Below are 25,382 nucleotides of genomic sequence, written 5' to 3' on the forward strand. Positions count from 1 at the left end.
CTGACCATTCCCTTTGCTTATTTTTTACCGTAAATGATGCTGAAATAATTCCCTTTTTCCGGGATGTCTTCTTTCCTGCTGATAATCAGTTCACTGTCCGAAAAGAGTTTTTCTGCAAAAATAAACTCCCTGTATCCTTCAGTTTCAAGTTTTTCAATGATTTTTCTGGGTTGTGTGGCTTTAAGATGGATCTTATATCCAATATCAGAGCCGTCACTTACCTCAAAGGAACTCTCAACTGCCACATCAGTTCTTGCAGCAAAAGACGTGATGGAGCTTATCCCGGGAACTGTTGCCGTTTCAACGTCAGGATAATGCCTGTGCATAACCTTTTTCAGGTGAGTGAAAGTTGAGAAAAAGTTTGGGTCACCTATAAGTCCGAAAGCTACAGTTCCCTTTCTCGCCTCATCTGCAATGCGGTCTGCATTCTCTTTCCAGAAAGAGTTCAGGACTTCAATATCCCTTATCATGGGGAATTCAAGGATTTCGGCATCCGCATAGGGAGCCACAAGGTCTTTTGCCAGGCGTCCTGGAACATATACCTTATCGCTGTTTTTCAAAACATCCACTGCTTTAAGGGTCAAAAGCTGGGGGTCTCCGGGACCAAGTCCTACTCCTATTAACATATTATCGCTCCATAAATTACAGGTAAATAATAAATATGATTTGATTAACTTGATGGTGATTTAATCTGATAGTAATTAAAAGATAATTTTAGAAGATAATTTCAGGATTGTCGCTTTCCGACAACTATATACACAGGGTTTTCAGGTTTAAACATGGTCTCTCCGGCAATTGGGGCGCTTCTCGAGACCGCTACGTGGACTACCTCATCAAAAATATCCAGTCTCTTCATAGCCTCGATCGTCCTGACAACAGTTTCTATGCGGACAGCGTTTACCACAATGCTCCGGGCTTTTTTTTCAACAAGCTTCTCAAGTATGGAATCAATGTTTTTTGTTCCGCCTACAAAAGCGCAGTCTATTGAATCAATAGACTCTGTGGAACCAAGAATATCCGAAGCTTCACCGGCTAAAACTCTGGCATTTTTGATCCCGAAATTCTTGAAATTAGTTTCCGTGGCAAGGAGAGCTTCTTTACGGGCATCTATCGCATAGATAGCCAGGTTCCGGGCAATCCTGGCCGCTTCAATAGAGACTGATCCAGTACCACAGCCTACATCTGCGAATCGGTCCCCATCCTTAAGTCCGAGTTTGGAAAGGGATACTGCAATTATTTCCGGTTTAGTCGGACCGCCGCTAACACTTACTATTTCGGACATTTTCTACCTCAGGAAAAATTAAAGCAAATATATTGATGCAAATTAAATATATGGTGATATTATTTGGAAATTATATTAAGTAAGAATGCACCGATGGAACCAGTAAGACGTGATTTTAATCAGGTGCAAATAGTATGCAGATCCAAACATAGAGACTTATATAAATTAGATATCTCAGATCTACCCGATTATAAATATAACTTGCTGTAGATATACCTTATTATCGGTAAGAAGGGCAATAAAGGAAAGTAAACTTTAACGAACCATGGGAAAAAAAGAGAAAAAACATATGAAAAACTTTGAGCCACATGTAAGCCGAGCCTTTAATATAATCCTTCAGAAATTAAATAAGAATCCCTTGAAGGCTGGACAGGTATCTTTCGAACAGATGTTTTTCCTAAACAGGAACTCTTTCAATGAAACTGGAAAGGTCTGAGATAAAAAAGGGTAGAAATTTCCTTTCATTATTATACCTTCAGAACATTTTTATAATTAAGGATGTAAGAAAATGTATATATTTTGAAAGAAAGAGATTTTAAACATGAAAGTCGTATATTAATAAAATTTCCAGTAATTCCGATAAAATGTCTTTTTAAAAAAGGTTAAACGCCTCTGAAGTAAAAACAATACAATAATCCCCTATTTAGTATTCAAATAGGAAGATGAACTTCTTCGGTTTAATACCTGATTTTCTGATCTGCATACATAACAGTATCTTTTTGACAGGAAAAACCCCAGCAGCCTGAGCCCGCTCTCTCAACGCAGGGCCCACCGCCTGGAAAAGATAGGAGGAAAAGATATGAAAATTTATGAATCATATGAGGACCTGCCAAAATTAAAGCTGCCTTATGGGAACGAGGTATTCATAAGTGACAGCACCATCCGCGATGGCTCACAGATGCCGGGAATAGTCCTGAGTAGAGAACACAAAATCCAAATTTACGAATACCTGCACGAGATAGGGATCGAGAAACTTGAAGCTTTTGTATTCAATAAAAGAGATAGGGATGCTGTTGAGCTAATGTTCGACAGGGGGTATGAGTGCCCGGAAATTACTGGATGGGCAAGGGCGTCAAGGGCAGATATAGATAAAATCCTGGAAGTTGACGGGCTTGAAGAAACCGGGATTCTAATGTCTGTTTCAGATACTCATATTCATTCCAAGATGAGGCTTTCAGGCAGGGAGGAGGCTGAAGAAAAATATCTTGATGCCCTTCAATATGCAGTGGATCATGGGCTGCGCACAAGGGCTCACCTGGAAGACATGACAAGAGCTGATAATTACGGCTTTGTTTTCCCCCTGGTAAAAAAGATTATGGAAATCGATCCTGATTGTATAATAAGGGTATGCGATACCGTTGGTTATGGGATGCCGTTCATGAATATAGAAGAACCTTACGGGATTCCTAAAATTATCCAGCACCTTAAAAAAGAGATTGGGGTCAAAAATATAGAAACCCATATCCATGACGATTATGGATTCGGGTCATCAAGTTCGATTGCAGGCTTCTGGCACGGGGCCAACTGGACAAGTGTGACTTTCCTGGGCATAGGGGAGCGTGCAGGAAACAGCGAAATGGAAAAAATCCTGCTCTTCCTGGCAGACAGAGTTGAAGGTTTTGATAAATATAACCTTGAGCCTGTGACCCGTTTTGCAGAATTTATGGAAAAGGAGCTCGGGCTCAGGGTTCCGAGAAATAAAGCCGTTGTCGGGAAAAATATCTTTGCCCATGAGTCAGGCATCCACGCTGCAGGCGTCCTGAAAAATCCCTTCAACTACGAGCCTTACCCGCCTGAGCTGGTAGGAGGCACCAGGCTCCTTCTGATAGGCGACTCTTCAGGTCTTGAGGTAATACGCTATAAGGTCCAGGAAACCTTAAACAACCTCCTTGATGTAGAGACCATAGTAGAAAAAGACGATAAAAGGCTGCTTAAAATCCAGAGGGAGATCCAGAAGCTTTATGATAAAGAAGAAAGGGTTTCCTGCATCTCGGATGAGGAGCTCCTCGCTTATGTTGAAAAGTATTTCCTTTATCAGCCTATCTGCGACCCTGTACGTACGGGTGGAGGAAAACTCAAAAATAAAGGGAGAATTCAGGAATTTGCGGAAGAAAAAGAATAAAGTAATTAAAAGAAGAAGTTAAAAGTGGTATAAAGTTAAAAGTGGTATAAGGTTATTCAAGCCTTATATCAGCTTTGGCCTTATACTGGCTATAATCTTTTACTACTAGCTTTTTCCACTTATAACCGTTATCACTACTGATTTTACCATTTATTAACCTTTATTAATACTGGCTTTTACCACTATTTTACTTCAGTCAGACCAGGATTTTCGAATCCGTAATATTCGAATTTTCAGATCTTGTTCAGGAATCCTTACTTCAGGATTTCTGCTGTGTACTTTGCAATTTCGTCTGTCATCTGGCTGAGCTTTGCGTTGCCCCCGAGGTCATAAGTGACATACTTACCTTCGGAAATTACACGCTCTGTGGCCTTGAATATGGCTTCAGACTTTTCCTTTTCTCCAAGATAGTCCAGCATCCAGGCACCTGCAAGCACAGTTGCGACAGGGTTTACTTTGTCCAGACCGGCATACTTGGGAGCTGAGCCATGAGCCGGTTCAAACATTGCAAAGTTGTCCCCGATATTTGCAGAATAGATAAGCCCTATACTGCCGACAAGAGCTGAACATTCCTCGCTTATTACATCCATGAAGAGATTGGTAGAAAGGAGGATTTTTTTATTGAAGATCTGAGGGTTCTTGATAAGCTGCTGGGCAATATTATCAATATGATATGGCCAGACCTCAATGTTCGGGTAGTCCTTTGAAACCTTTTCGACTTCTTCCAGGAAAGAGCCGCAGGTCAGTTTCAGTATATTGCTTTTATGGATGGGCACAACAGCATCGTAACCTCTCCTTTTTGCTTCTTCAAATGCATAGCGTGCGATCTTACCGGAAGCTGTACGGGTAATCTTCCTGATTGCAATGGATACATCGTCTGTGAGCTGAATTTCTTCTCCTATATAGAGGCCTTCTGTCCCTTCACGCACACAGACCATTTCGACATCCCCAAGAGGCGCACTTGAGTTAGGAAAGGTTTTTATTGGCCTGACGTTGGCATAGAGGTCGTATTTTCTCCTGATGGATACAGCTACACTTCGAGGGGAACCTATTCCGCCCGGAGTGGTTGTTGGGCCCTTGAAACAGGCATCTGAACTGTCAAGAACATTCCAGGTCTCTTCAGGGATAAGCGAATTACCACCATGCTTCTCCCACCAGCCGGCTCCTGCTTCACACATTATGAATTCAACATCGGTGCCAGCGGCTTCTGCAACTTTAAGCATTGCGTCTACGAGTTCGGGGCCTACCCCGTCACCTTTGATTACTGCTGCGGTTTTGGTCATGTTATCACCAGATATATAGGGTTCGTATTAAATGAACCGTAGCGATGAAAAGCTAAAAAAGGGGGAACTTTTCTAAGAATTGGTAAGTATAATTGAGTCTTGCCGCGTACTCAATGTAAGGCTCATATTTCAACTTTTGGGTAATAATATAGAGTAATCTCCCTGGAAACAGAGATGGGATTCCTTGAAGTAGATAAGAAATTGCTGAATATAACTCTTCCTTCGTACTTTAATAGAATTGGTTTGATAAAAGATAATCCTGAAAAAAGTCAGAAATATTCGAGGAAATAAGCATGCCTGCAAAAGTTCCAATCACTGACAACCATATGCATATAGATCCCAGAGCAAGAGGCCTTGAGGCCGTAAGAGAGTTCCAGAAATCCGGGGGAACGCATATAATCCTTGTCACCAAACCAAGCTGGTCCCTTGGAATTGAGGTCAAAACACCCGAAGATTACCTTGCGGTCTTTGACGAGACCGTGGAAATAGCATCAAAAATCCGCGAGATCGGAGTAGGAGCGTTTCCGGTAATGGGGGTTCATCCTGCTGAGATCTCAAAGCTTACGGAATATATGGAACTATCAGAAGCGACAGAAATTATGAAAAAAGGCCTTGAGCTGGCTGCAGGATATGTGGAAAGAGGTCTTGCAGTGGGAATTAAGTCCGGACGCCCGCATTATCCCGTATCCGAAGATGTCTGGGCGGCTTCAAATGAGATAATGGAACACGCCTTTACTCTTGGAAAAGAACAGGACTGCGCAGTTCAGCTCCACACCGAAAGTGTTGGAGAGCCCGAACTTCAGGACATAGCCGAAAGGGCAAAAAAAACCGGGATAAAAATGTACAGGGTGGTTAAACACTATTCTCCCCCTCTTGTAAAAACCTGCGAGGAACTCGGGATTTTTCCGGGAGTAATATCTGTTAAAGGGGCAATCGAGAAGGCAATCGAAGAAGGGACTCGCTTTATGATGGAAACTGATTATATCGATGACCCTGACAGGCCAGGTGCTGTACTTGGTCCTAAGACAATCCCGAAAAGGACTATAAAACTGATGGAAACATACGGCGAAGAGCCTTTCTGGATCATCCACAAAGAGAACCCGGAAAAGGTTTATGACATCGAAATCGAGCTTTAATAATCTTCAGAATACCAGTTTTATCTTCAGAATACTAGTTTTATCTTCAGAATACCAGTTTTATCTTCAGAAATACCGGTTTTGAAATAAAAAGCAGAAAAGTAACAGGTTTCTGAGAAACTACGAGAAACACAGTTAAGAAGAGAGGCACGAAAAACTGGATTGATTATAAACTATCTTCTCGAGCGAGTAGTTGAAGAGGTTCAAAGTGGGACCTCTTCGAACTCAAGCTCTCCCCTTCGGTTTTCCGAAAGAAAAAGCCTGCTTGAGACATCTATTGCTGCTGGAAAGAACCTCAATTTAAAGCTTTACAGTCAAAACTCACATTTATTTGCGCTTGATTTTAACGATATCTCCCAGAGTGGTGTCTTTTCTCATATGAGAAACTTCCTGCTCTGCAGCATCTACGCGTTCTGTAAGTTTGATGTTAAGGGTATGTTCGAGTTTCTTTCTAACGGTATCTTCGGGTACGATTTCCCTTCGTTCTATCTTTTTAATGAGAGACGCTTTTTCCTTTATGTTCTCAGCCAGGTCTTCCTGAGACCAGCTTTTGGCTTCTCTTGCCTCCCGGATAATTTGATCGTAATTATCCAGGAGCTCATCCTTTAAAATATCGAAAAAATCCTTTCTAGGTTTCTTTTCAGTTCGTGGTACCGTACGAACTACTGGAGAGACTTTTCTTGACACAGGGGTCCGCTTGTCAACAGGCTTCCCGTAAGGAGCACATTTCTGGCAGACCTGAAGTTCGCTGTTATCAATTGTAATGCATATAGGCTTTCCGCGGATCTCTGCACCACATATTTCGCACTGCATATTGATCACTTCGAAAACGCTATATACGGTATGAACTTAAATAATATTCGGAGCTCCATGACCGAAAGTACCAAAAGTAAGGATGAAAGCATGCGCAGTCACCTTGTGAAGCCCGGATCTGTGTATGACGGAATCGAGCCTGGAGAGCTGGGGGAATCAACTGAAAGCGTCCAGGACCGAGTGAGGCAGCTTGAAAGCCGCAACAGTTTTCTGGAAGAACAGTGTAGCCAGATAGAGTCCGAGAAACGCTATTTAGAGAACCAGAAGATCAAGTATGAGAGGGAGATACGAAAGCTGCAGTCAGAGCTTGACCGGATGAAAACCTCTCCGCTGATCATTGGTACGGTTATTGATGTCATTAAAAATGATCGTATTATTGTCCGTAGCAGCAACGGACCTCAGTTTCTGGTTAACGTCTCACAGTATATTGACGAGAAAAAACTGCTGCCAGGGGCAAAAGTTGCCTTGAACCAGCATACACTTGCCATTGCAGAGGTTATACCTTCCACGGAAGAGCCCTTTGTTGCTGCAATGGAGGTTATCGAAAGTGTTGAAGTGGATTACGATCAGATAGGCGGTCTCGATGAGCAGATTCAGGAGCTTCAGGAAGCAGTCGAACTTCCTCTAACCGCACCTGAACGATTTGCCCGGATAGGAATTGAGCCTCCAAAAGGAGTATTACTCTATGGGCTTCCGGGAACAGGCAAAACCCTGCTTGCAAAAGCCGTAGCCCACAGAACCAATGCAACATTTATCAGAGTTGTAGGTTCCGAACTTGTACAGAAGTACATAGGGGATGGCTCGAAACTGGTCAGGGAAATCTTCGAGATGGCACGGAAAAAAGCTCCCAGTATCATCTTTATTGATGAACTGGACTCAATAGCTGCAAGGCGCTTGAATGAGACGACTGGCGCAGATAGAGAAGTTCAAAGGACTTTGATGCAGCTTCTTGCAGAGATGGATGGCTTTGACAAGAGGAAGAATATTCGGATAATTGCAGCAACAAACAGACCGGATGTCCTTGACCCCGCAATCCTCAGGCCAGGCCGCTTTGACAGGCTTGTTCATGTTCCTATGCCAGGAATAGAAGCCAGAGGAAGGATCCTCCAGATCCATTGTGAAAAGATGACTCTTGCAGGAGACATCGATTTCAAGAAGCTTGCAAAAGCTACCGAAGGGATGAGCGGAGCAGACCTGAAGGCTATAGCTACCGAAGCAGGTATGTTCGCGGTCAGAAAGAATAAGGAACTGGTTGAGATGGAGGAATTCATCGAAGCAGTGGAAAAGGTATCTATGGCTGCGGATACGCAGAAGATGATGCCTGTCAACCTTCCAGAAACCATGTTCGTATAAGAATACAGAGAACAAGAAGAAGTCTTTCGAGGCGCTCACTCTACCTTTTACCCGAAGAACCCGATTTCCCTCTGATTTACGCTTGAAGCGGCATCACGGGGAACGGGCAAACTATTTTTAGAATTCAAACATAAAAGTAGATGTGAATTTAGATTTTCATGTAAAACCCGAAATCCGAATTCTGGGTATAGATGACTCTGCCCTTCTTAATGAAAAGGTAATGATTGTAGGGACTATTTTTAGAGGAGGAGAATGGATAGACGGAGTCCTGCGCTCTGAGATTACCAGGGACGGGCTTGATGCAACCGAGGTAATAACTACGATGATAAAGAACAGCAGGCATTATGGTCAGCTCAGGATTATCATGCTTGATGGAATCACATATGGTGGCTTTAATGTCATTGATATACAGGAGCTCTACGGGGAGACAGGACTTCCGGTCATTGTAGTTATGCGTTCCTACCCGGATTTTGAGAAGATCAGATCTGCTCTCAGACATTTCTCTGATGGAGAGAAGCGCTGGGACATTATAAAAAAAGCAGGTGAAATAGAAAAAATTGTTACAGGAAAAAACGAAACTCCAATCTATATCCAGAAAGCAGGCATAGGAGCAAAAAATGTAGAGAAGATAATCCGCCTTACTTCTATAAGGAGCAGTATTCCGGAGCCTCTCAGGGTCGCCCATCTGATTGCAACTGGTATAATCCTGGGGGAGTCAAAAGGAAAAGCCTGACTGGAGAGTACTTATTTTGCCGGATTCAAAGAGACCGGCAGAGTAAAAAATTAGCAGAAGCCCTGATAGATAATTGAGTACTGATGAGCCCTGCCGGATATTGAATTAAGAAAATAAGGAAAAAAAATCAGAAAAAAGGGAAAGATAAAAATACATGAACCAGCCTCAAAAAATATAAAATATAAAAAAATATACATTTGAGCCAAAGAAATTTTATATGTGTAGTAAAAAACAGCTCCAGATAGTTTCCAATAGTAAAAAATATAACTTTTAACAGGAGAATAGGGTAACATTAATAAAATTATTAAACACATATAGTATAAATTCAAAAACTAGAAAAGGAAAACTATTAAATTGGAAACTGTATATGTGATGGTTAAAATAATTTGTTCCGTGCTGTAATATACTTGTTTCTAATATAATCCATCAAATGATCACCCCAGCAGAATGGAGGAAAACAGTAGCATGAGATCCATTGTGGAAGAAGCCCTTGCTCGATCTGCCCTGGAAGGACGTGGCGGGCAGGGAAATAACTCAAATTCAGATTACTCTGATGAAAACATAGAAGTGGACGCTGAACTTGAAGAAATACTGAGAAGCCTAAAAACAACCATCAAAGTGGTAGGTTGCGGAGGCGGCGGTTCAAACAGCATCCAGCGAATGATGGGCGAAGGTATTCAGGGAGCAGACCTTGTTGCCATAAATACTGATGCCCAGCACCTTCTTCATATTCGCTCCGGCAAAAAAATCCTTATTGGGAAAAAGAAAACCCGAGGACTTGGAGCCGGCAGCCTCCCCCAGATAGGAGAAGATGCAGCAATCGAGAGTATTGATGAGATTAACAAGATCGTCCAGGGCTCGGATATGGTCTTTATCACCGCAGGCCTTGGAGGAGGAACAGGAACCGGTTCTGCACCTGTAGTAGCTGAGGCAGCAAGAGATGCAGGCGCCCTTACGATTGCAGTTGTAACCCTCCCGTTCAGTGTGGAAGGACACGTCAGAAGGACAAACGCCGAAGCAGGCCTTGAACGCCTGAGAGATGTCGCAGATACTGTAATTGTTGTTCCTAACGATAAACTGATTGAAGTGGTTCCAAAACTCCCTCTTCAGGCTGCCTTTAAAGTATCGGACGAAGTCCTCATGAGAGCAGTAAAAGGCATAACCGAACTGATCACAAAGCCCGGGCTTGTCAACCTCGACTTTGCAGATATAAGAACTGTAATGCAAAACGGAGGCGTCGCCATGATAGGGCTTGGAGAATCGGATGGTGAAAACAAAGCCGTCGAATCCGTCCAGAAAGCACTGCGCAGTCCTCTCCTTGATGTGGATATATCGGGTGCAACTTCTGCCCTTGTTAACGTGGTTGGAGGTCCTGACATGACCATTTCTGAAGCCGAATCCGTGGTACAGGAAGTTTACAGCCGCATAGACAGCAATGCCCGCCTGATCTGGGGTGCCCAGGTAGATCCGGATCTGGAAAAAACAGTACGTACTATGATAGTGGTCACAGGAGTTACTTCTGCCCAGATTTATGGGCATGGAAATGACAAAAACATCACGTATAAGTACGGAATTGACTTCGTAGAGTGATCAGAGGAATGAAAAAATAAAAATGGATGAAAACGCTCGGTTGGAGATAATACTGTTTTCCTCCTCTTAAATCAAAAAGAAGGAATGTAGAAATATAAATCCAATCGAAAACTATTTTTATGGTAAATGCAGTATGATGCCGATACAATTCGGCACCAAAAATGAAAATTTTTACTGACACGATTAGAGGTTTTCTATGACTTACAATCCTGCGTCTAAATTTTTGGATGTATGAAAGATCGTGCCAGTGATATCTTCATATATTAGGAATCAATAATATAATCCGCCCGTTCTTTCTGATAAGTGAAATCCGATATTCTGCGAGATAAAAAGCAACTTCGGGGATATATTATTCAGATGAAGAGCTGCGCGCGAAATCTCAGATAAAATTAAATATGTAAATAAAAACCTGGATGTGAATTAATTGGTAGAATCCACGTTTGAACCGAATATAACTACAAAAAGCGTTGGTCAGGCAATCCGGGCACACCTGAGGGTCCTGAAGCTTACGAAAAAACCGTCCAGGGAAGAGTTCTTGACCATTGCCAAAGTTGCAGGTGCCGGTATTCTGGCTGTGGGCGCAATTGGATTTATAATATATATACTGCTACACATGTTGCCCCAGTGGGTGGCCCAATGAGTGAGGATTCCCAGATATTCGTAATAAAAACCACGGCAAACCAGGAAAGGTCTGTTGCAATGGCACTTGCCAGGATTGCAAAAAAAGAGAAACTGGACATAAGGGCAATCCTTGCTCCTGATGAGCTTAAAGGGTATGTTCTTGTCGAGGCTCCAAAATCCGGAACTGTCGAACTGGCAATCCAGACAATCCCGCATGCAAGAGCCCTTGTTAAAGGGAGTTCTTCAATCTCTGAAATAGAACACTTCCTCAAACCTAAACCAGTAGTGACCGGAATCAAAGAAGGGGCTATAATTGAGGTCACTTCAGGACCCTTTAAGGGAGAAAAAGCCCGTGTTAAAAGGGTTGACGAAGGGCATGAGGAAATTACAGTAGAACTCTTCGATGCTGTGGTCCCGATCCCAATCACGATTCGCGGCGATACAGTAAGGATACTCAAGAAAGAGAACGAGTAAGCCAGGGACCGGTTGGGAATACCGAAAATTCAGCTTATTAATAAACAATTAATAAACTAAATCACCAGTACTCAGAGTGGATTGAAACAAATCTACAAAATTCAGACTTATTAAAACCGGTGAGACTCAGATGACAAGTATTGTAGAAGCACTTGTCCCCGGAGGAAAAGCGAATCCCGGACCACCATTAGGTCCGGCACTTGGTCCGCTCGGGGTCAATATAAAAGAAGTGGTCGAAAAGATCAACGAAAAAACAAGGGACTACAATGGAATGCAGGTCCCTGTGAAAGTAATTGTTGACGACAAGAAAAACGTCGAGATCGAAGTAGGCACCCCTCCGACTGCATCCCTTGTCATGAAAGAGCTTGGGATCCAGAAAGGATCAGGAAATGCAGGGAGCGAGGTTGTTGGAAACCTCACCATCCCGCAGGTTGCAAAGATCGCCCGTATGAAAAAGGAAGATGTACTTTCTTATGACCTCAAAGCTACAATGAAAGAGGTTATGGGCACCTGTGTCCCTATGGGCGTGAATGTAGAGGGAATGAAGGCAAAGGACTGCCAGAAAGCACTCGATGAAGGCAAATTTGACGATTTGCTTGCAGGCGAGGAGTGGTAAGCCCTTTATCCCCTCCACCTTTAAATCCGGGATCTGGCTGGACACCAATAGTTTTAAATCAGATACCACTAATAGCACAAGAGCCTTGAACAGTTTTCTATTAGGATAACTAAAAGGAAGTTATTGGTGGCTGCTGTCAAGAGTGACAGAACCCGGAAAGGGGAGCCCCTACGATCGCCGTAGTAAGCCGTAACGGCTGTCTGGACATTTGGTTCAAACACTACGGGGAGGAACAAGATGGTAGAAAAGACTATACTGGAAGCTGTCAAGAAAGTAATTGAGGAGTCGCCAAAGCGCAATTTCTCGGAAAGCGTGGACCTGGCGATTAACTTAAAGAACCTTGACATGAACCAACCAAAGAACAGAGTCGATGAAGAAGTAATTCTTCCGCACGGGCTCGGAAAAGAGCTGAAGATCGGCGTTTTTGCAAAGGGTGACGTTGGCCTCAGAGCAAAGGCTGCCGGTGCTGCGTATGTAATTTCTGACGTTGAGCTCGACGAGCTGGCAGCTGACAAAAACAGAGCCAGACTTCTTGCAAACGAATGCGACCTTTTTATTGCAGAGACTCAGTTCATGCCGATTATCGGTAAGAACCTTGGTATTGTCCTGGGACCCAGAGGCAAGATGCCTATCCCGCTCATGCCGAACAAGGACATCGGTGAACTGATTCAGAGCAAGCAAAATGCAGTCAAGCTCAGGTCAAAAGACAGACTTACCTTCCACGTGGCTGTTGGCAGAAGGGATATGAATCCTGAAGACCTTGCCGAGAACATCGAGACAATTATGGCCAGGCTTGAGCGTGTCCTCGATAAGGGCAAGCACAACCTCAGAACTGTCTATGTCACAACAACCATGGGAAAATCAGAGAGGGTGGTGTAAATGGCAGAAGAAAGGCATCACACCGAGCACATCCCGCAGTGGAAAAAGGATGAAATTGAGAACATTAAGGAACTCATCCAGTCCCACAAAGTTTTCGGGATGGTTGGGATCGAAGGCATCCTCGCAACCAAGATCCAGAAGATCCGCCGGGACCTTAAGGACGTTGCGGTGCTCAAAGTCTCCAGAAACACCCTCACAGAGCGTGCTTTAAACCAGCTCGGGGAATCTATTCCCGAGATGAACAAATATCTGGACAAGCAGACTGCTCTGATATTTACCAATGAAAGTCCCTTCAAGCTTTACAAACTGCTCGAGCAGACAAAGACTCCCTCTCCAATTAAAGCAGGCGCAATAGCTCCCGCGGACATAATTGTCCAGAAGGGACCTACCAGTTTCCCGCCCGGTCCGATCCTGGGTGAACTCCAGAGTGCAGGCATTCCAGCTTCAATAGAAGCCGGGAAGGTGGCAGTAAAGGAAACAAAGGTTGTCTGTAAAGCAGGCGAGGCAGTCCCGCAGAAGCTCGCTACCATGCTCTCAAAGCTGGAAATATACCCCCTCATTGTAGGTCTTGACCTCAGAGCAGCCTATGACGACGGGACAGTATACGAGCCGGAACTCCTTGCAGTTGATGAAAGCAAATACTTCTCTGACATTATCAGGGCAGCTCAGAACGCTTTCAATCTCTCGGTCAACACAGCATACCCGACAGGTGCAACAATCGGCACCCTGCTGGCAAAAGCCTATGCAGAATCAAAGAACCTTGGTGTCAATGCTGTTATCCTTGAACCTGGAGTCATGGACGCCCTGCTGGCAAAAGCCCATGTCCAGATGACATCTGTTGCATCCAAAGCCGCAGACAAGGATACAAATGCAGTGGATGACGACCTGAGAGAAGTTCTCGGTGCAGCCGCAAGCGCAGCCGCAGCCGCAGCAGCAACTCCTGCAGCAGCAGAAGAAGAAAAGAAGGAAGAAGAACCTGAAGAGGAAGAAGAAGACCATGCCGAAGAAGATGGAATGGCCGGACTCGGTGCCCTTTTCGGATAAACAGATTACAATTTACGCTAATACAAAGTTAGGTGATTAATGATGGAATACATATATGCAGCTCTCTTATTGCACAACGCTGGTAAAGCAATTACCGAAGAAGCAATCTCTGCCGTTCTTCAGGCAGCCGGTATCGAAGTGAACGAAGCCAGGGCAAAGGCCCTTGTCGCAGCCCTCGAAGGCGTGGACATCGAAGAAGCTATCGCAAAGGCAGCATTCGCAGCCCCTGCAGCAGCCGCACCCGCAGCAGCCGCACCCGCAGCAGCAGAAGCTCCTGCCGAAGAGCCTGAAGAGGAAGAAGAAGACACCTCTGAAGAAGATGGAATGGCCGGTCTCGGCGCCCTCTTCGGATAATTTCAATATCCTCAGCTCGCCTCAGGGCGGGCTCTCTTTTTTTTGGCAATACTAACATTACAATATTTTTTAGTGATGTTTAAAATAATTATTAAAGAACTCAAATCTCCTGATTTTAGTTATTTTTTCTGCAATCACTTATTCTCTTTATTCTCCTGATATTGAAACTCTCTTACAAAAAAGTTATAACAAAAAAACTCATGAATAAAACAGATAATTCCTGAGTGAAAAGATATCCTGTAATTAGCAAACAAACACGATTGCCATGTCCCGATTTGACCCTATCCTGGCTTCAAAAGCTCTCTGGCAAATAAGGATCAAAAAGCGCCCGTTTGTCCTTTCTCACGGTGTAAACGCTAATTGTAATATGCGCTGCAAGTTCTGTGAATACTGGAGGAAAGAACCCGGAAAAGAGCCCTCAAGAGACGAGGTATTCAGGCTTCTTGATGATGCAAAAAAATTCGGGATAGGAGTTTATAATGCATGGACAACAGAACCCCTTCTTAGAAAAGACCTGCCCCTGATAATGGCTCATGCAAAAAAACTCGGGTTAATAACATCCATGGTCACAAACGGAAAGCTGCTCTACGAAAGAGCGGAAGAGCTTGAAGATGTGGATTATCTATCAGTTTCGGTAGACGGAACGAAGAGCTATAAAGAAATACGGAAGATGGATTTTGATATCCTGCTGAAAGGCTTAAGAAAAGTTATTGAAGTAAGGCATCTCCAGAAACAGAAAAACCCTATCCTGATGAACTGCGTACTTACAGGAAAAAACCTGGACGATATTGAGACCCTCGTTTTGCTTGCAGAAAAACTGGGCGTAAAAGTTTCTTTCGAGCCCGTTCACGAGTTTCCCGGAATCAGCCCGGAGATCTGGAACGAAATAGGTATCCGGGATAAAGATAAGTTCCGCAGCACAGTTAACCGCATAATCGAGCTGAAAGAACAGGGCTATCCCATAATCAACTCCAAAACCTACCTGAGGATGGTCAGGGACGGGAATATGGATTACAAATGCAGGGCAAGCGGCATTATTATCAATGTCACGCACGACGGCACTGCCGAGACCTGCCGCGTACACCAGGAGCCTCTTGGGAACGTTATGAAGGACGGCTTTGAGAAGGTCTGGAAAAGTTCTGCACAGCAGAGGGAAGAAATTGTAGATAAATGCGAAGGCTGCCTCTTTTTTGGATATACGGAAAATAGTTTAATGCAAAGCTTCAATCCTGAAGTTTTGATGAATTATGAGTGGATGTGAAGAGCGAGTTCCGCTTCGGCACCCGAGTTCCGCTTCGGCACCCGAGTTCCGCTTCGGGAGCACGGGGTCCTTTTCGGTCGCTTCGCTCCCTCAAGAGGACTTACCCAGTTTCTCTAAGTATAATCGGGTTGTCAATATTAGTGATATAAACATGAACTAAGAGGTGTCTGACATGGACATCATAAGAGTCACAGGGAATAAGAAGGAGTATATAGATCTGCTATTGCTAGCGGACGAGCAGGAAGACATGGTAGATAAATATCTCGAGCGTGGCGAAATGTTTGTTCTGGATGACAATGGGATAAAAGCTGAATGTGTGGTTACAAAAGAAGCAGACGGTATTTACGAGCTAAAAAACATTGCGGTTCAGCCTGATTGTCAGCGAAAAGGCTATGGAAAAGCTCTGATAGAGTTCCTGTTATCCTGCTATCCTGATTGCAGAACTATGCTTGTCGGGACGGGCAATAGCCCTGTGACTCTGAATTTTTATAAGGAATGCGGCTTTACAGAGTCGCATCGTGTCAGGAATTTTTTTACTGACAATTATGACCATCCAATATATGAAAATGGGAAACAGCTTGTTGATATGATTTATCTAAAAAGAGAACGGTAAATCCGATCGATTACCTGAACCAGAGAAAGCCAAATATCTTAAATTCAAGTTCTGGCCAAGCTGGCCCGAAGTATTGCGGATTAGCACATTAAAAAACGAAGGATAAGGCATTTCCTTACCCTCCACTTTTATATGTCCTTAAACCCGCATAAATATCAGCTTTTTTTCAAAGGACCCTTATTGCCACAGGATCTCCGCTTCTGAGCCCGAACTGCAGAGCCGCGTTTCCTTTGTTTACTGCAAGTTCCAGAAATCCGTGGCTGCCTATAAGTGCAAGAGCATCTCCCTGCCCTACAAAACCATAGGTCTGGACAAACGAGACTTTTCTGCCGTTAACTTCCACCTGTGAGCCGAAAGTCCGGAACTTCAGGACCGCAGCCTCGGGAATATTAGTAATTACGTTTCCGAAATTATCAGAATAAACAACTTCTCCTACCAGAAACTGCCTGTCAACTCCGAAATTTTCAAAATCAAGGTCTACGAAGTCCGAGATCTTATCTCCAACAGTCTCGACTGGCATACCTTTTGAGAGTCTGGCTCCTACAGGTGCAAAAATATCCCTGCCGTGAAAAGTTGCAGAAATTTCCGAATTAAGCATTATTTCCTTGTTTGTAATCTCATAAACTTCCATATTTCCTAGGCGGCGAGCTGCAGGTATTATAAGACCGTTATCAGGGCCAACGAAGAACTGTCCTTCTCCTTCCGGACCGGCTTTTATTGCAAGTGCACGGCGGGAAGTCCCGACTCCCGGATCGACAACTCCGATATGCACGCTTTTAGCCGGGAAATAAGGGACAAGTGAATACAGTGCAAAGGCTCCTTCTCTGATCCCTGCCTGCCTGATAGAATGGGTTACATCAATTATCCGCACTTCGGGATTAATTCCGAGAATTACGGCTTTCATGGCTGCAGGATAAAGGTCTCCAAAATCGGTGGTAAGGGAAATAATAGACATAAATACTATTCGGCTTTTTTGCTATTTCAGATTATGTTAAGTTAGAAAATAATATTAAGATGTGAAAAGATACAGGCAACTGTTAAAAGTTTAGAAAACCTGGAAAGTGAACGGAAGATGGAAAAGACAGGGGCATTGACCTTAATAATTTTATTAAGCGTGGTTCTCTTTACATCAGGATGTGAGGAAGAGACTGGTGCAGAATCTGTTCAGGAGCCTTTTACCGAATTTTATGTATTGGGGCCTGAAGGGAATGCTGACAATTATCCCACGGATTACGTACTCGGAGAGAATGGGACCGTAATATTGGGAATTGTAAATCATGAGCAGAAGCCTGTCAATTATACACTGGAGGTTAAGCTTGAAAATACGTCTTTACCTTTACCTCCTGATAAGCAGTATATAATTCTCAGGGACAACGAGACATGGGAAAAAGAAGTTACGATAACTCCTCCATTTGAGGGAAAGGATATGCTGCTTGGATTTTTGCTCTTCAATGAAAATGAGAAGAATCTGCTTGAAGAGGGTATCAGCTTGCCTTATAGAGATCTTCATATAAGGATTAATGTATCACAGAATACCTCAGAGAACGGTTTAACTCAGTTAACAGGGATATGAGCCAACCGGGCTGAAACTCAACATCAAATCCATCTCTCAAAAAAAAGTTAAAATAATTAAGGTCATAAATCCGCAGAATAACGAAAAAGAATTTAGTTTGTTTCAGCGGGATTTTAACGCACAGGGTCCGGTTGCACATTTCCCACAGGCAAGCTGGTTAAGCTCTGGAAAAGCCTTTGCGTTTCCCTGAAGCAGCCTGAAACATTTCTCTTTGTCTACCCCTTTTATGGTAATTGCGCCAGCCGGACACCTGTCAACGCAGACAAGGCATTTCTCTCCTTTTTTGTAGCGGCAGAATTCTTCAGCCGGACGTAGAGTGGCAGGGATTTCTACAGAAATCAGTATTGTCCCGAAGCGGCCAGCACACCCAGCTTTCGTTATCAACATCTGGTGAACTCCAAAGGTGCCCAGACCGGCAGCGTAAGCTGCACTCTTGTGCGACCATGTAATATCGAAACCCCTATTCTTGTAGTCGAAAACAATTGAAGGAACAACTGCTTCTATACCGTTTTTTGCCAGCCCAACCTTCAATTTTTCGCAGATATTCCCAATCAGGCTGTCTGTTTCGCCCTTAGCCAGAATCCATTCCTTTACAGGCTCACGGGATCTCCAGTTCAACTTCACAAGTTCTTTTTCAAAAGGCAGGAAAAAGGAAACAACAGTCTTTGCCTCGTGAAAAATCTCTTTTGGGTGCAGATGGTGAGGCCCAATAATTTTCTTCATTTCATCAAAAATTGGGTCGCTGGCTGAAGCATAGCCTATGAGAGGTTCACGATATCTAGTTTCAGTTCCAGGATTTGCGGCGGCTTCTTTGATAACATGCTCGATCTTGTCTTTGATCTCCATACCGATTTATCCTTTGATATATTTTTACTAAGTTACAAATAGATGAAAAATCATAATAAATAAGAGGGCTTTTAATGATGATAGGAGTTAGCGAAATAATAGCTATTCTTGGAGCTATTCTTGGAATAATATTTTATCTTATAATACCATTGCTGTTTTTAAAGATGGCATATAAACTGGAAAAAATTTACAACATTCAGAGCGAGCAACTGGAAAAAATTGATAGCATCCAAAAGGAACTAAATAAGTTTTCCAGAGAACCGAAATAGACACTTTGAGATTTTCTCACTTCAAATTGTTTTCTTCAAGCTTCAATAAAAATTCCTTTATATCCAGACCACTTGCATAGCCGGTAAGTTTTCCATTTGCCCCGATAACTCTATGGCATGGCACGATTATTGCAATAGGATTCCGATTATTTGCAAGCCCAACAGCCCGACATGCTTTAGGATTTCCAATGGATACGGCTATTTCTTTGTAGCTTCTGGTCTCTCCATAAGGGATTTCACATAAAGCCTTCCAGACAGATTTCTGAAATTCCGTTCCTCCCGCAGCTAATTTTATATCAAAAAATTTGAGCTCGCCGGAAAAATAAGCCTCAAGCTGCCTGGAAATTTCCCTGAAATATTCTTTGTTTTCCTGCCAGTTTTCTGGAACTTCGATTTTCTTTTTACCTTTCATGAAATTAACGCATTTCAGCCCTTCTTCGTCTCCCGCAATAAGTATAGGGCCGATTGGTGACTTAACTATGCAATAGTACATTTTTGTTTTCTCCTATCGGTAAAGGTAGTTCTATCTCTCATGGTAGAAATGTTTATTCAATACTCTTTCAACAGGCAGCCCGTGAACCGAAAAAAAGGAAGATATTGTAGGAGAAAAAAGGAAAAAGATTCGAGAAAAAGATTCGCGGGATAAAAATAAGCGAGAAAGAAAAGAAAATAGAGGCAAAGAGCGGTAAAATATCCTGGAAAACCTTAAAAGCCTCCATTTTTGTTCATTGGTTTTCGATATTAGTCCTCCAGCTGAGAACTCAGCGGCAGGCTCCAGAAAGACCCTGAGTAAACATTCAGGCTCTCCGCAGCAGACTCATATTCAGGTTCGTTTTCCCCGCTGTCAAGTTCTTCAAGCTGCTGGATTCTCAGTTCCACAACATCCATGGCATCCTCAAAAAGCTGCCTGTTGATTTCAATCCCGAAGTACTTCTTTAGCTTTTCCTCTGGTGTCATTGTCGAACCTGCAGAAAGATATGCGATGTAGTTTTCATTAAAGGTCTCTGGATCCTCCTTGTACTGTTTAAAGAGAGCGAGAGATATTGCCTTCGAAACTGCATAATTGAATGTATAGTAGTTGTTTGCAAGATAAATATGGTTGATGTAAGCCCATTCCGCTGAATTTTCATCATAATACTCGACGGAATCACTTCTATATTCTTTAAAGAGGTCTGTCCAGAGAGCATTCAGGTCTTCGCCACTTACTGTTCCATTTTCAGCGCACATCTGGTGAGCCTTATACTCGAATTCCGTGATCATGGGCTGCCTGGTAAAGTAGTTCTGATATTCCCCTATATGCTGTGATAGAACGGTAACTGCTGTTTCTCTATCTGAGTTTTCAATTATATGGTCAACAAAGAGTTCTTCGTTGAAGGTGGAAGGAATCTCCAGTTCGTACAGAGTGCCTGAACAATAGAGATAATCAACGGAATTACTCATAAGGTAGATGCTAACCCCATGGCCCAGTTCATGCGTAAGCATTTTCTGGTCGCTGATAATGCCATTGTAATTGATGAAAATGAGGGGCGGAACTTTCAAGGAATATAATTCACAGGTATAACCTCCTGGCCTTTTTCCGTTTTCTGGATCAGGATACACATCTATGAAATTGCCAGTTACCATCATCAAAAATATTTCGTTGAAACAGGGATCCATCCCGGAATAAGATTTCTGGATTTCCTTCAAGGAGTCAACATATGTGTAATTTCCGCCAGATTTATCCCCTAGCTGCAGCATAAGGTCATATGGTTTAAGCGCCTCAAGGCCGAGTTTATTTTTTCTGAACTCATTATAGGGCTCAAATACATTTTTCCTTTCCTTGAAAACTGCATTCATGTCATCAATCTGAGAGCTGTTAAGATAGGAAACATAGAGGGTATAGTCATAATAGTCCGTATAGTTCAGTTCTTTTGCAGCAAGATCATCAAGTCTGGATTTCTCGGAATAGAGGGATGCCATCGAATCGGACTGGTTTATCAGATGGTAATACCTCTTCTCATAACATCGTTTCCTGTTTTCCTGGCTTGTGTCTGTTGAAAGGAGAGTAGCGTAAGACTGAGAATTGACTGAAAACTCTTCCCCATTCTCAAGAGTTATGTTTCCTGCCATAGTAACGTTGTTCGTAATTTGGGACATCGCTTCAGTCTCCAGCTTCATGCGCTGATTATCGAGGTCTGCACAATAAATAGCCTGAGATTCGTTCATTACCCTGTGGTCTGCAAACCGCATATAAGTAGCTTCAAGATAAGGCCGGTACATTTCAAGCCCCGGCTCTTCGGAAAATAGTCTGTCCCATTCCTCCTGGTTAAGAGAGGTCAACTTCACTGTTGTAAACGAATTGGCTTTCCAGTATTCGGTATACGTGTCCTGGGTATCCGCAAGAAGAGAAGCAAAGAATGGATCATTCACATTTTTACTTAGCTGGGTATATGCGTAAACTACCAGAACTTCAATAGACTTTGAAAACTCTTTTTTGGCTTCAAGATAGTCAAGTAAAACAGGCCCAGATAATTCTTCAAATTCCGGACGGAAGGTTTCGTTTATTTCTTCTGATCTTTTCTTCAAAGATTCAAGTTCTTTTAAGGCATCTTCCCTGCTGCTGAAGAGATATGCATCATTCCATTCAGTTGTAACTTCGCCGGAGTTAAGCTCTTCAAGTATTTGATCCGCATTCTCAGTCTCAGAAGAATTATCTGCCTTTGCGGAAGCCGCAAATCCAGAAAAAACTATGAAAAAGAGCAGTATTCCAAAAATGATAAGCCCTTTACGTATTCCGGGAGCAATGAGCTTTTTAGTTGATGTTTGTCTCATAAAACCTCTACCCCTAATAAGTCTAAAGCATTCAATTTTCCGTGGTTGATATTAGTTGAGAAAACTCGCTAACATTTCAATAAATTGCAAAAAACATTTTTAATATTCTCACGAAACAGGTGTAAAAATCTATCGAAATTAAACTGTCGGGAAAAGACGGGAAAAAATACAGAGAAAATCGCGGAAAACAGCTTAAGCACAAAAGAGATCACCGGAAAAGGAAGAAATTATTAAAAAAGAATTATTAAAAAAGAGAAATAAAAGTGCCTGAGTGAGAACAATGTCGTGAAAAAAGATTTAAAAAGGGTAAGCTGGTAAAGCCCGAAGGCTTTACTTTACAGTTCAACCAGCACCTGCTTATTTTGCAAGGTTGTAGTTCTGGTTAACGATCTTGAGGGCGCAGAAGTTGCCGCACATTGTGCATGCGTCCGTGTCTTCGGGTGCCCTGCTGTTCCTGACCGCTCTTGCGTGCTCCGGGTCGATTGCAAGGGAGTACATCTTTTCCCAGTCGAGTTCTCTTCTTGCTCTGCCCATGTCAAGGTCCCACTGTCTTGCCCTGTCAGGGTACTTTATCATGTCACCGACGTGGGCTGCAATTCTGGAGGTCTTGACACCGGTAATGACGTCTTCGAGGTTCGGGAGTGCAAGGTGCTCTGCAGGTGTTACGTAGCAGAGGAAGTCACAGCCATATGATGCGGATACGGATGCACCGATTGCGGTTACGATGTGGTCATATCCGGGGGCGACATCAGTAACGAGAGGACCGAGCATGTAGAAGGGCTTGTGACCGCTCATTTCCTTCATGAGCTTTACGTTGGTTGCGATCTGGTCAAGCGGGACGTGACCAGGACCTTCTACAATAACCTGCAGACCCTGCTTGTGTGCCTTGTCAGCCATTTCAGAGTTGATGATCAATTCCTGGATCTGGGCGCGGTCGGTTGCGTCATGGACTGCACCTGCACGCATTCCATTTCCTGTGGAAAGGACAACTTCATGTTCCTTAAGGATTTCAACAAGGTAGTCGAAGTTTGCGTAAAGCGGATTTTCCTTTTCGTTGTGGAGCATCCAGGAGCTCATGAAAGCGCCGCCGCGTGAGCAAAGACCCCCATACCTGCCGTGGGCTTTAAGCCTGTCAAGGGTGATGTTGTTAATCCCTGTGTGGATTGCCATAAAGTTGGTTCCGAGTTTTGCCTGGGCTTCGGTTGCGTTGAAGAGCTCATCTTCTGTCATGTGGACGATTGAGCCGTATTTTCTTGCAGCTTCAATGAAAGCCTGGTAGAGAGGCACTGAACCTACTGAAAGGGAGATGCTGTCAATGACTTTCTTCCTGATTCCGAGGAAGTCTCCGCCGGTCCCGAGCTCCATGAGGGTGTCAGCACCTGCTTTTTCTGCAGCGATTGCTTTCTGAACTTCCATATCTGGATCAACGATGTCCGAGGATACACCGATAGAGGCGTTGACTTTGGTCCTGAGCCCTTCTCCGATACCGCAGATCTTAACCTGTCTGTAAGGGGAGGTTGGGATAACGATTCTTCCGGCTGCAACACCGCGGCGGATGAATTCAGGGTCAAGTCCTTCATCCTTTGCAACAATCTTCATCTCTTCGGTGATAATTCCTTTCTGTGCATCTTCCACAATTGTCATCTTTATTACCTCAAGCTTTCATTTAGTATGTAAGATTATCGTGAAATGTTCGTGTATAAGTAAAGGGATTATGAGTTAGATCATAAAAGGAAAGTAATTATATATAACACTATTTAAAAAATTAACTTTAATCTTAAACAACTTTACTTTACTTACATGCCTTTTGATGCTGAAAATATAAAACCGAAGATTAAAATAAGTTATTTATAAAGAATCTCCAAAGTATGCCTGATTTTAAGACAAGTAAACTTGTGCGGAATGAATATTTATTATGAGAAAATTAAGGAAAAAAGAATGAAAAAAGAATGAAAAATAGGCTGCAAGAAGTAAGCATAGAACGAGGGAAAGAATTATCTGAAGATGTCTGAAAAATATGCACAAAAACCGGAGGTGGCCGGAAGATTATGAAACGAAAGATGACCAGGAGATTTTGAAACTTACGGATTATCTCCTCTGCTTATTTCTATCCTGGATTAAGTTAACAGTTTGCCTGTGGAGAGTAACTATAAGGTCACTGAGCATCCCGAAAATGAACATCTGGAGCCCGAATATGATAAGCAAGGCCGTGAGAATAGAAAGGGGGATACGTGTGATTCCCTGGAGCCACTGGGCTACTACGAAGGTTCCTGTAAACAGACCTGCCAGAATAAAGGCAAAACCTATAATCCCGAAATAAAACATAGGATTATGAACTTTTGCGAGCCTGTAAATGGTAGAACCGATTCTTATTCCGTCTTTTACCGGGTTTAGCTTGGTTGCGCCTTTTTTACTTCTGGGCAAATAAGTGATCGAGATCTCTTCGACCCTCTGCTTTTTAAGGATGCACTCTACCGAGATTTCGGTCTCAATCTCAAAGCCTGTTTTGTTAAGCTCAAGCTCCCTTATACTTTCAAGTGTAAACGCACGGTAACCCGAAAGAATATCCCTTAGTTCTACCCCGTAGACGATATCAAAGAGAGTATTTATCAGATGGTTTCCTATCAGGTTCAGTTTTGTGAAAGCCCCGGGAGAATACTTATTAAGTCGGTTGCCTATAACGTGGTCGGCTCTTCCTTCCAGAACAGGCTTGAGAAGAGAAGATGCTTCTCTTGCAAGGTACGTTCCATCCCCGTCAACCATTATTATATATGGGCTCTCGATAAGTTCGAAAGCCTGAATCATTGCCTGCCCCTTCCCCTTTCCGGTCTGCAGGATAACTCTTGCGCCTTCTGCTTCCGCAATCTGCGCTGTCCCATCCTTACTGTTTCCATCGATTACCAGAATATTGGAAAAGCCTTCTTTCTTGAAATTTTTAATGAGTTCCCCTATCGTTGCAGCTTCGTTAAGGGTAGGAATAAGGATGCAAACATCTGCATTATTCACGTTTCACACATATCCTCTGCCTGAGCCTTTACGCATATAGCAGAATCCGTTTTTATTTCAATATTCCCCTATGTCAGGGAGGCAGATTAAAAATGGGTATAGTATATAAAAAGGTTTGAGGGTTTTATAAAAGCCCCATGTTGTCTAGCTGCTGGCGAACTACTTCTACGCCCCTCTCGCAGTCTTCGGGGGACTTTCCTCCAGTAACAACCAGTTTTCCAGAACTGAAAATAAGGACAACCACTTTAGGCTCATCGATCCTGTAAACAAGACCCGGAAACTGCTCGGGTTCGTATTCGATGTTCTCAAGCCCAAGCCCTATTGCAATTGCATTGAGGTTAAGAATAGTGTGCAGGTCTGCTGAGGCAACTATATTTTGAACAGTGATCTGCGGGTTCTCCATTGTTTTGATTCCGATGCTGTTCAGCTTTTTTGCCATGTTTCCAATAACTGTGTGCACGTCAGCAACGTTTTTTGCTCCTGTACAGACAACCTTCCCGGAAGTAAAAACCAGAAAAGCAGCTTTAGGGTCAGAAACTCTGTAGACGAGCCCAGGGAACTTCTGCTTATTATATTCAGCTCCTTCGAACTGGGATTCGATCACAGTTAAATCAAACTCTTCGGCGAGTTTGGTGGATGCGACCACATTCTCAATTTTAATGCTAGATTCGCTCATTAGTCAACCCTCAGTATATAAAGCAAA

26 protein-coding genes are annotated in these 25,382 nt (G+C 43.2%); 15 read left to right on the forward strand and 11 right to left on the reverse strand.

Features of this window, described 5'->3' with window-relative positions; genetic code table 11:
* Positions 1-17 precede the first annotated feature (17 nt).
* Both RSJ42_RS14420 and cbiT read right to left on the reverse strand, forming a co-directional pair.
* Positions 18-626: a cobalt-factor II C(20)-methyltransferase gene (locus tag RSJ42_RS14420; RefSeq protein ID WP_410507961.1), complete on the reverse strand. Its 609-nt coding sequence runs from the start codon at positions 624-626 to the stop codon at positions 18-20.
* A gap of 101 nt (positions 627-727) precedes the next feature.
* The gene (cbiT, locus tag RSJ42_RS14425) at positions 728-1,282 is read right to left on the reverse strand and encodes a precorrin-6Y C5,15-methyltransferase (decarboxylating) subunit CbiT (protein WP_410507962.1); all 555 of its coding nucleotides are present in this window, start codon (positions 1,280-1,282) and stop codon (positions 728-730) included.
* 799 nt (positions 1,283-2,081) lie between these two features.
* Here cbiT and RSJ42_RS14430 point away from each other — a divergent pair.
* On the forward strand, positions 2,082-3,404 hold the full coding sequence (locus RSJ42_RS14430; RefSeq protein ID WP_410507963.1) for an isopropylmalate synthase: 1,323 nt from the start codon (positions 2,082-2,084) through the stop codon (positions 3,402-3,404).
* A 254-nt stretch (positions 3,405-3,658) separates the two neighbouring features.
* Here the strand turns inward: RSJ42_RS14430 and RSJ42_RS14435 are convergent, their stop codons facing one another.
* Positions 3,659-4,687: an isocitrate/isopropylmalate dehydrogenase family protein gene (locus tag RSJ42_RS14435; RefSeq protein WP_410507964.1), complete on the reverse strand. Its 1,029-nt coding sequence runs from the start codon at positions 4,685-4,687 to the stop codon at positions 3,659-3,661.
* Positions 4,688-4,980: 293 nt separating this feature from the next.
* Here RSJ42_RS14435 and RSJ42_RS14440 point away from each other — a divergent pair, with 293 nt between their 5' ends.
* Positions 4,981-5,823 carry a TatD family hydrolase gene (locus RSJ42_RS14440; protein WP_410507965.1) on the forward strand — a complete coding sequence of 281 codons (843 nt, stop codon included), beginning with the start codon at positions 4,981-4,983 and terminating at the stop codon, positions 5,821-5,823.
* 327 nt (positions 5,824-6,150) lie between these two features.
* Here the strand turns inward: RSJ42_RS14440 and RSJ42_RS14445 are convergent, their stop codons facing one another.
* Positions 6,151-6,636, reverse strand: a complete 486-nt coding sequence (locus RSJ42_RS14445) for a multiprotein bridging factor aMBF1 (protein WP_410507966.1) — start codon at positions 6,634-6,636, stop codon at positions 6,151-6,153.
* 57 nt (positions 6,637-6,693) lie between these two features.
* Between RSJ42_RS14445 and RSJ42_RS14450 the strand changes: the two genes are divergently transcribed.
* The 11 genes from RSJ42_RS14450 (at position 6,694) to RSJ42_RS14500 (ending at position 16,174) form a co-directional block, all read left to right on the forward strand.
* Positions 6,694-7,989, forward strand: coding sequence for a proteasome-activating nucleotidase (locus RSJ42_RS14450; protein WP_410507967.1), 1,296 nt, complete (start codon positions 6,694-6,696; stop codon positions 7,987-7,989).
* 142 nt (positions 7,990-8,131) lie between these two features.
* Positions 8,132-8,722, forward strand: coding sequence for a DUF99 family protein (locus RSJ42_RS14455; protein ID WP_410507968.1), 591 nt, complete (start codon positions 8,132-8,134; stop codon positions 8,720-8,722).
* Between the two features lie 465 nt (positions 8,723-9,187).
* A complete protein-coding gene (gene ftsZ / locus RSJ42_RS14460) occupies positions 9,188-10,312 on the forward strand; it encodes a cell division protein FtsZ (RefSeq protein WP_410507969.1) in 1,125 nt (374 codons plus the stop codon).
* Positions 10,313-10,736: 424 nt separating this feature from the next.
* Positions 10,737-10,952 (forward strand): protein translocase SEC61 complex subunit gamma, encoded by a 216-nt coding sequence (locus RSJ42_RS14465; protein WP_410507970.1) that lies wholly within the window; start codon positions 10,737-10,739, stop codon positions 10,950-10,952.
* Positions 10,949-11,407: a transcription elongation factor Spt5 gene (locus tag RSJ42_RS14470; protein WP_410507971.1), complete on the forward strand. Its 459-nt coding sequence runs from the start codon at positions 10,949-10,951 to the stop codon at positions 11,405-11,407. The genes RSJ42_RS14465 and RSJ42_RS14470 overlap by 4 nt, the downstream gene beginning before the upstream one ends.
* A gap of 130 nt (positions 11,408-11,537) precedes the next feature.
* Positions 11,538-12,023: a 50S ribosomal protein L11 gene (locus RSJ42_RS14475; protein WP_410507972.1), complete on the forward strand. Its 486-nt coding sequence runs from the start codon at positions 11,538-11,540 to the stop codon at positions 12,021-12,023.
* 237 nt (positions 12,024-12,260) lie between these two features.
* Positions 12,261-12,902, forward strand: coding sequence for a 50S ribosomal protein L1 (locus RSJ42_RS14480; RefSeq protein ID WP_410507973.1), 642 nt, complete (start codon positions 12,261-12,263; stop codon positions 12,900-12,902).
* Positions 12,903-13,946 carry a 50S ribosomal protein L10 gene (locus RSJ42_RS14485; RefSeq protein WP_410507974.1) on the forward strand — a complete coding sequence of 348 codons (1,044 nt, stop codon included), beginning with the start codon at positions 12,903-12,905 and terminating at the stop codon, positions 13,944-13,946. It begins immediately after the preceding gene.
* A 42-nt stretch (positions 13,947-13,988) separates the two neighbouring features.
* Positions 13,989-14,300 carry a 50S ribosomal protein P1 gene (gene rpl12p / locus RSJ42_RS14490; RefSeq protein WP_410510383.1) on the forward strand — a complete coding sequence of 104 codons (312 nt, stop codon included), beginning with the start codon at positions 13,989-13,991 and terminating at the stop codon, positions 14,298-14,300.
* Positions 14,301-14,565: 265 nt separating this feature from the next.
* Positions 14,566-15,561: a radical SAM/SPASM domain-containing protein gene (locus RSJ42_RS14495; RefSeq protein ID WP_410507975.1), complete on the forward strand. Its 996-nt coding sequence runs from the start codon at positions 14,566-14,568 to the stop codon at positions 15,559-15,561.
* 172 nt (positions 15,562-15,733) lie between these two features.
* Positions 15,734-16,174 carry a GNAT family N-acetyltransferase gene (locus tag RSJ42_RS14500; protein ID WP_410507976.1) on the forward strand — a complete coding sequence of 147 codons (441 nt, stop codon included), beginning with the start codon at positions 15,734-15,736 and terminating at the stop codon, positions 16,172-16,174.
* A gap of 166 nt (positions 16,175-16,340) precedes the next feature.
* Here RSJ42_RS14500 and RSJ42_RS14505 read toward each other — a convergent pair whose 3' ends face one another.
* Complete coding sequence (locus RSJ42_RS14505; protein WP_410507977.1) at positions 16,341-17,129, reverse strand: S-adenosyl-l-methionine hydroxide adenosyltransferase family protein; 789 nt, start codon at positions 17,127-17,129, stop codon at positions 16,341-16,343.
* A gap of 117 nt (positions 17,130-17,246) precedes the next feature.
* On the opposite strand from RSJ42_RS14505, the gene RSJ42_RS14510 reads away from it, so the two are divergent.
* Positions 17,247-17,747, forward strand: a complete 501-nt coding sequence (locus tag RSJ42_RS14510) for a DUF1616 domain-containing protein (RefSeq protein WP_410507978.1) — start codon at positions 17,247-17,249, stop codon at positions 17,745-17,747.
* 102 nt (positions 17,748-17,849) lie between these two features.
* Here the strand turns inward: RSJ42_RS14510 and RSJ42_RS14515 are convergent, their stop codons facing one another.
* Positions 17,850-18,593 (reverse strand): epoxyqueuosine reductase, encoded by a 744-nt coding sequence (locus RSJ42_RS14515; RefSeq protein ID WP_410507979.1) that lies wholly within the window; start codon positions 18,591-18,593, stop codon positions 17,850-17,852.
* A 74-nt stretch (positions 18,594-18,667) separates the two neighbouring features.
* Here RSJ42_RS14515 and RSJ42_RS14520 point away from each other — a divergent pair, with 74 nt between their 5' ends.
* A complete protein-coding gene (locus tag RSJ42_RS14520) occupies positions 18,668-18,862 on the forward strand; it encodes a hypothetical protein (RefSeq protein ID WP_410507980.1) in 195 nt (64 codons plus the stop codon).
* Between the two features lie 16 nt (positions 18,863-18,878).
* Here RSJ42_RS14520 and RSJ42_RS14525 read toward each other — a convergent pair whose 3' ends face one another.
* From RSJ42_RS14525 to RSJ42_RS14545, 5 genes are all read right to left on the reverse strand, one after another.
* Positions 18,879-19,355 carry a methylated-DNA--[protein]-cysteine S-methyltransferase gene (locus RSJ42_RS14525; protein WP_410507981.1) on the reverse strand — a complete coding sequence of 159 codons (477 nt, stop codon included), beginning with the start codon at positions 19,353-19,355 and terminating at the stop codon, positions 18,879-18,881.
* A 248-nt stretch (positions 19,356-19,603) separates the two neighbouring features.
* Positions 19,604-21,673, reverse strand: a complete 2,070-nt coding sequence (locus RSJ42_RS14530) for a M3 family oligoendopeptidase (protein ID WP_410507982.1) — start codon at positions 21,671-21,673, stop codon at positions 19,604-19,606.
* 357 nt (positions 21,674-22,030) lie between these two features.
* On the reverse strand, positions 22,031-23,317 hold the full coding sequence (gene thiC / locus RSJ42_RS14535; RefSeq protein WP_410507983.1) for a phosphomethylpyrimidine synthase ThiC: 1,287 nt from the start codon (positions 23,315-23,317) through the stop codon (positions 22,031-22,033).
* Between the two features lie 444 nt (positions 23,318-23,761).
* Complete coding sequence (gene aglJ, locus RSJ42_RS14540) at positions 23,762-24,679, reverse strand: S-layer glycoprotein N-glycosyltransferase AglJ (protein WP_410507984.1); 918 nt, start codon at positions 24,677-24,679, stop codon at positions 23,762-23,764.
* A 124-nt stretch (positions 24,680-24,803) separates the two neighbouring features.
* Positions 24,804-25,355, reverse strand: coding sequence for a TATA-box-binding protein (locus tag RSJ42_RS14545; protein ID WP_410507985.1), 552 nt, complete (start codon positions 25,353-25,355; stop codon positions 24,804-24,806).
* Positions 25,356-25,382: the final 27 nt, after the last annotated feature.

Origin of the sequence: Methanosarcina hadiensis (genome assembly GCF_046529725.1) — an archaeon.
GTDB lineage: Archaea > Halobacteriota > Methanosarcinia > Methanosarcinales > Methanosarcinaceae > Methanosarcina > Methanosarcina hadiensis.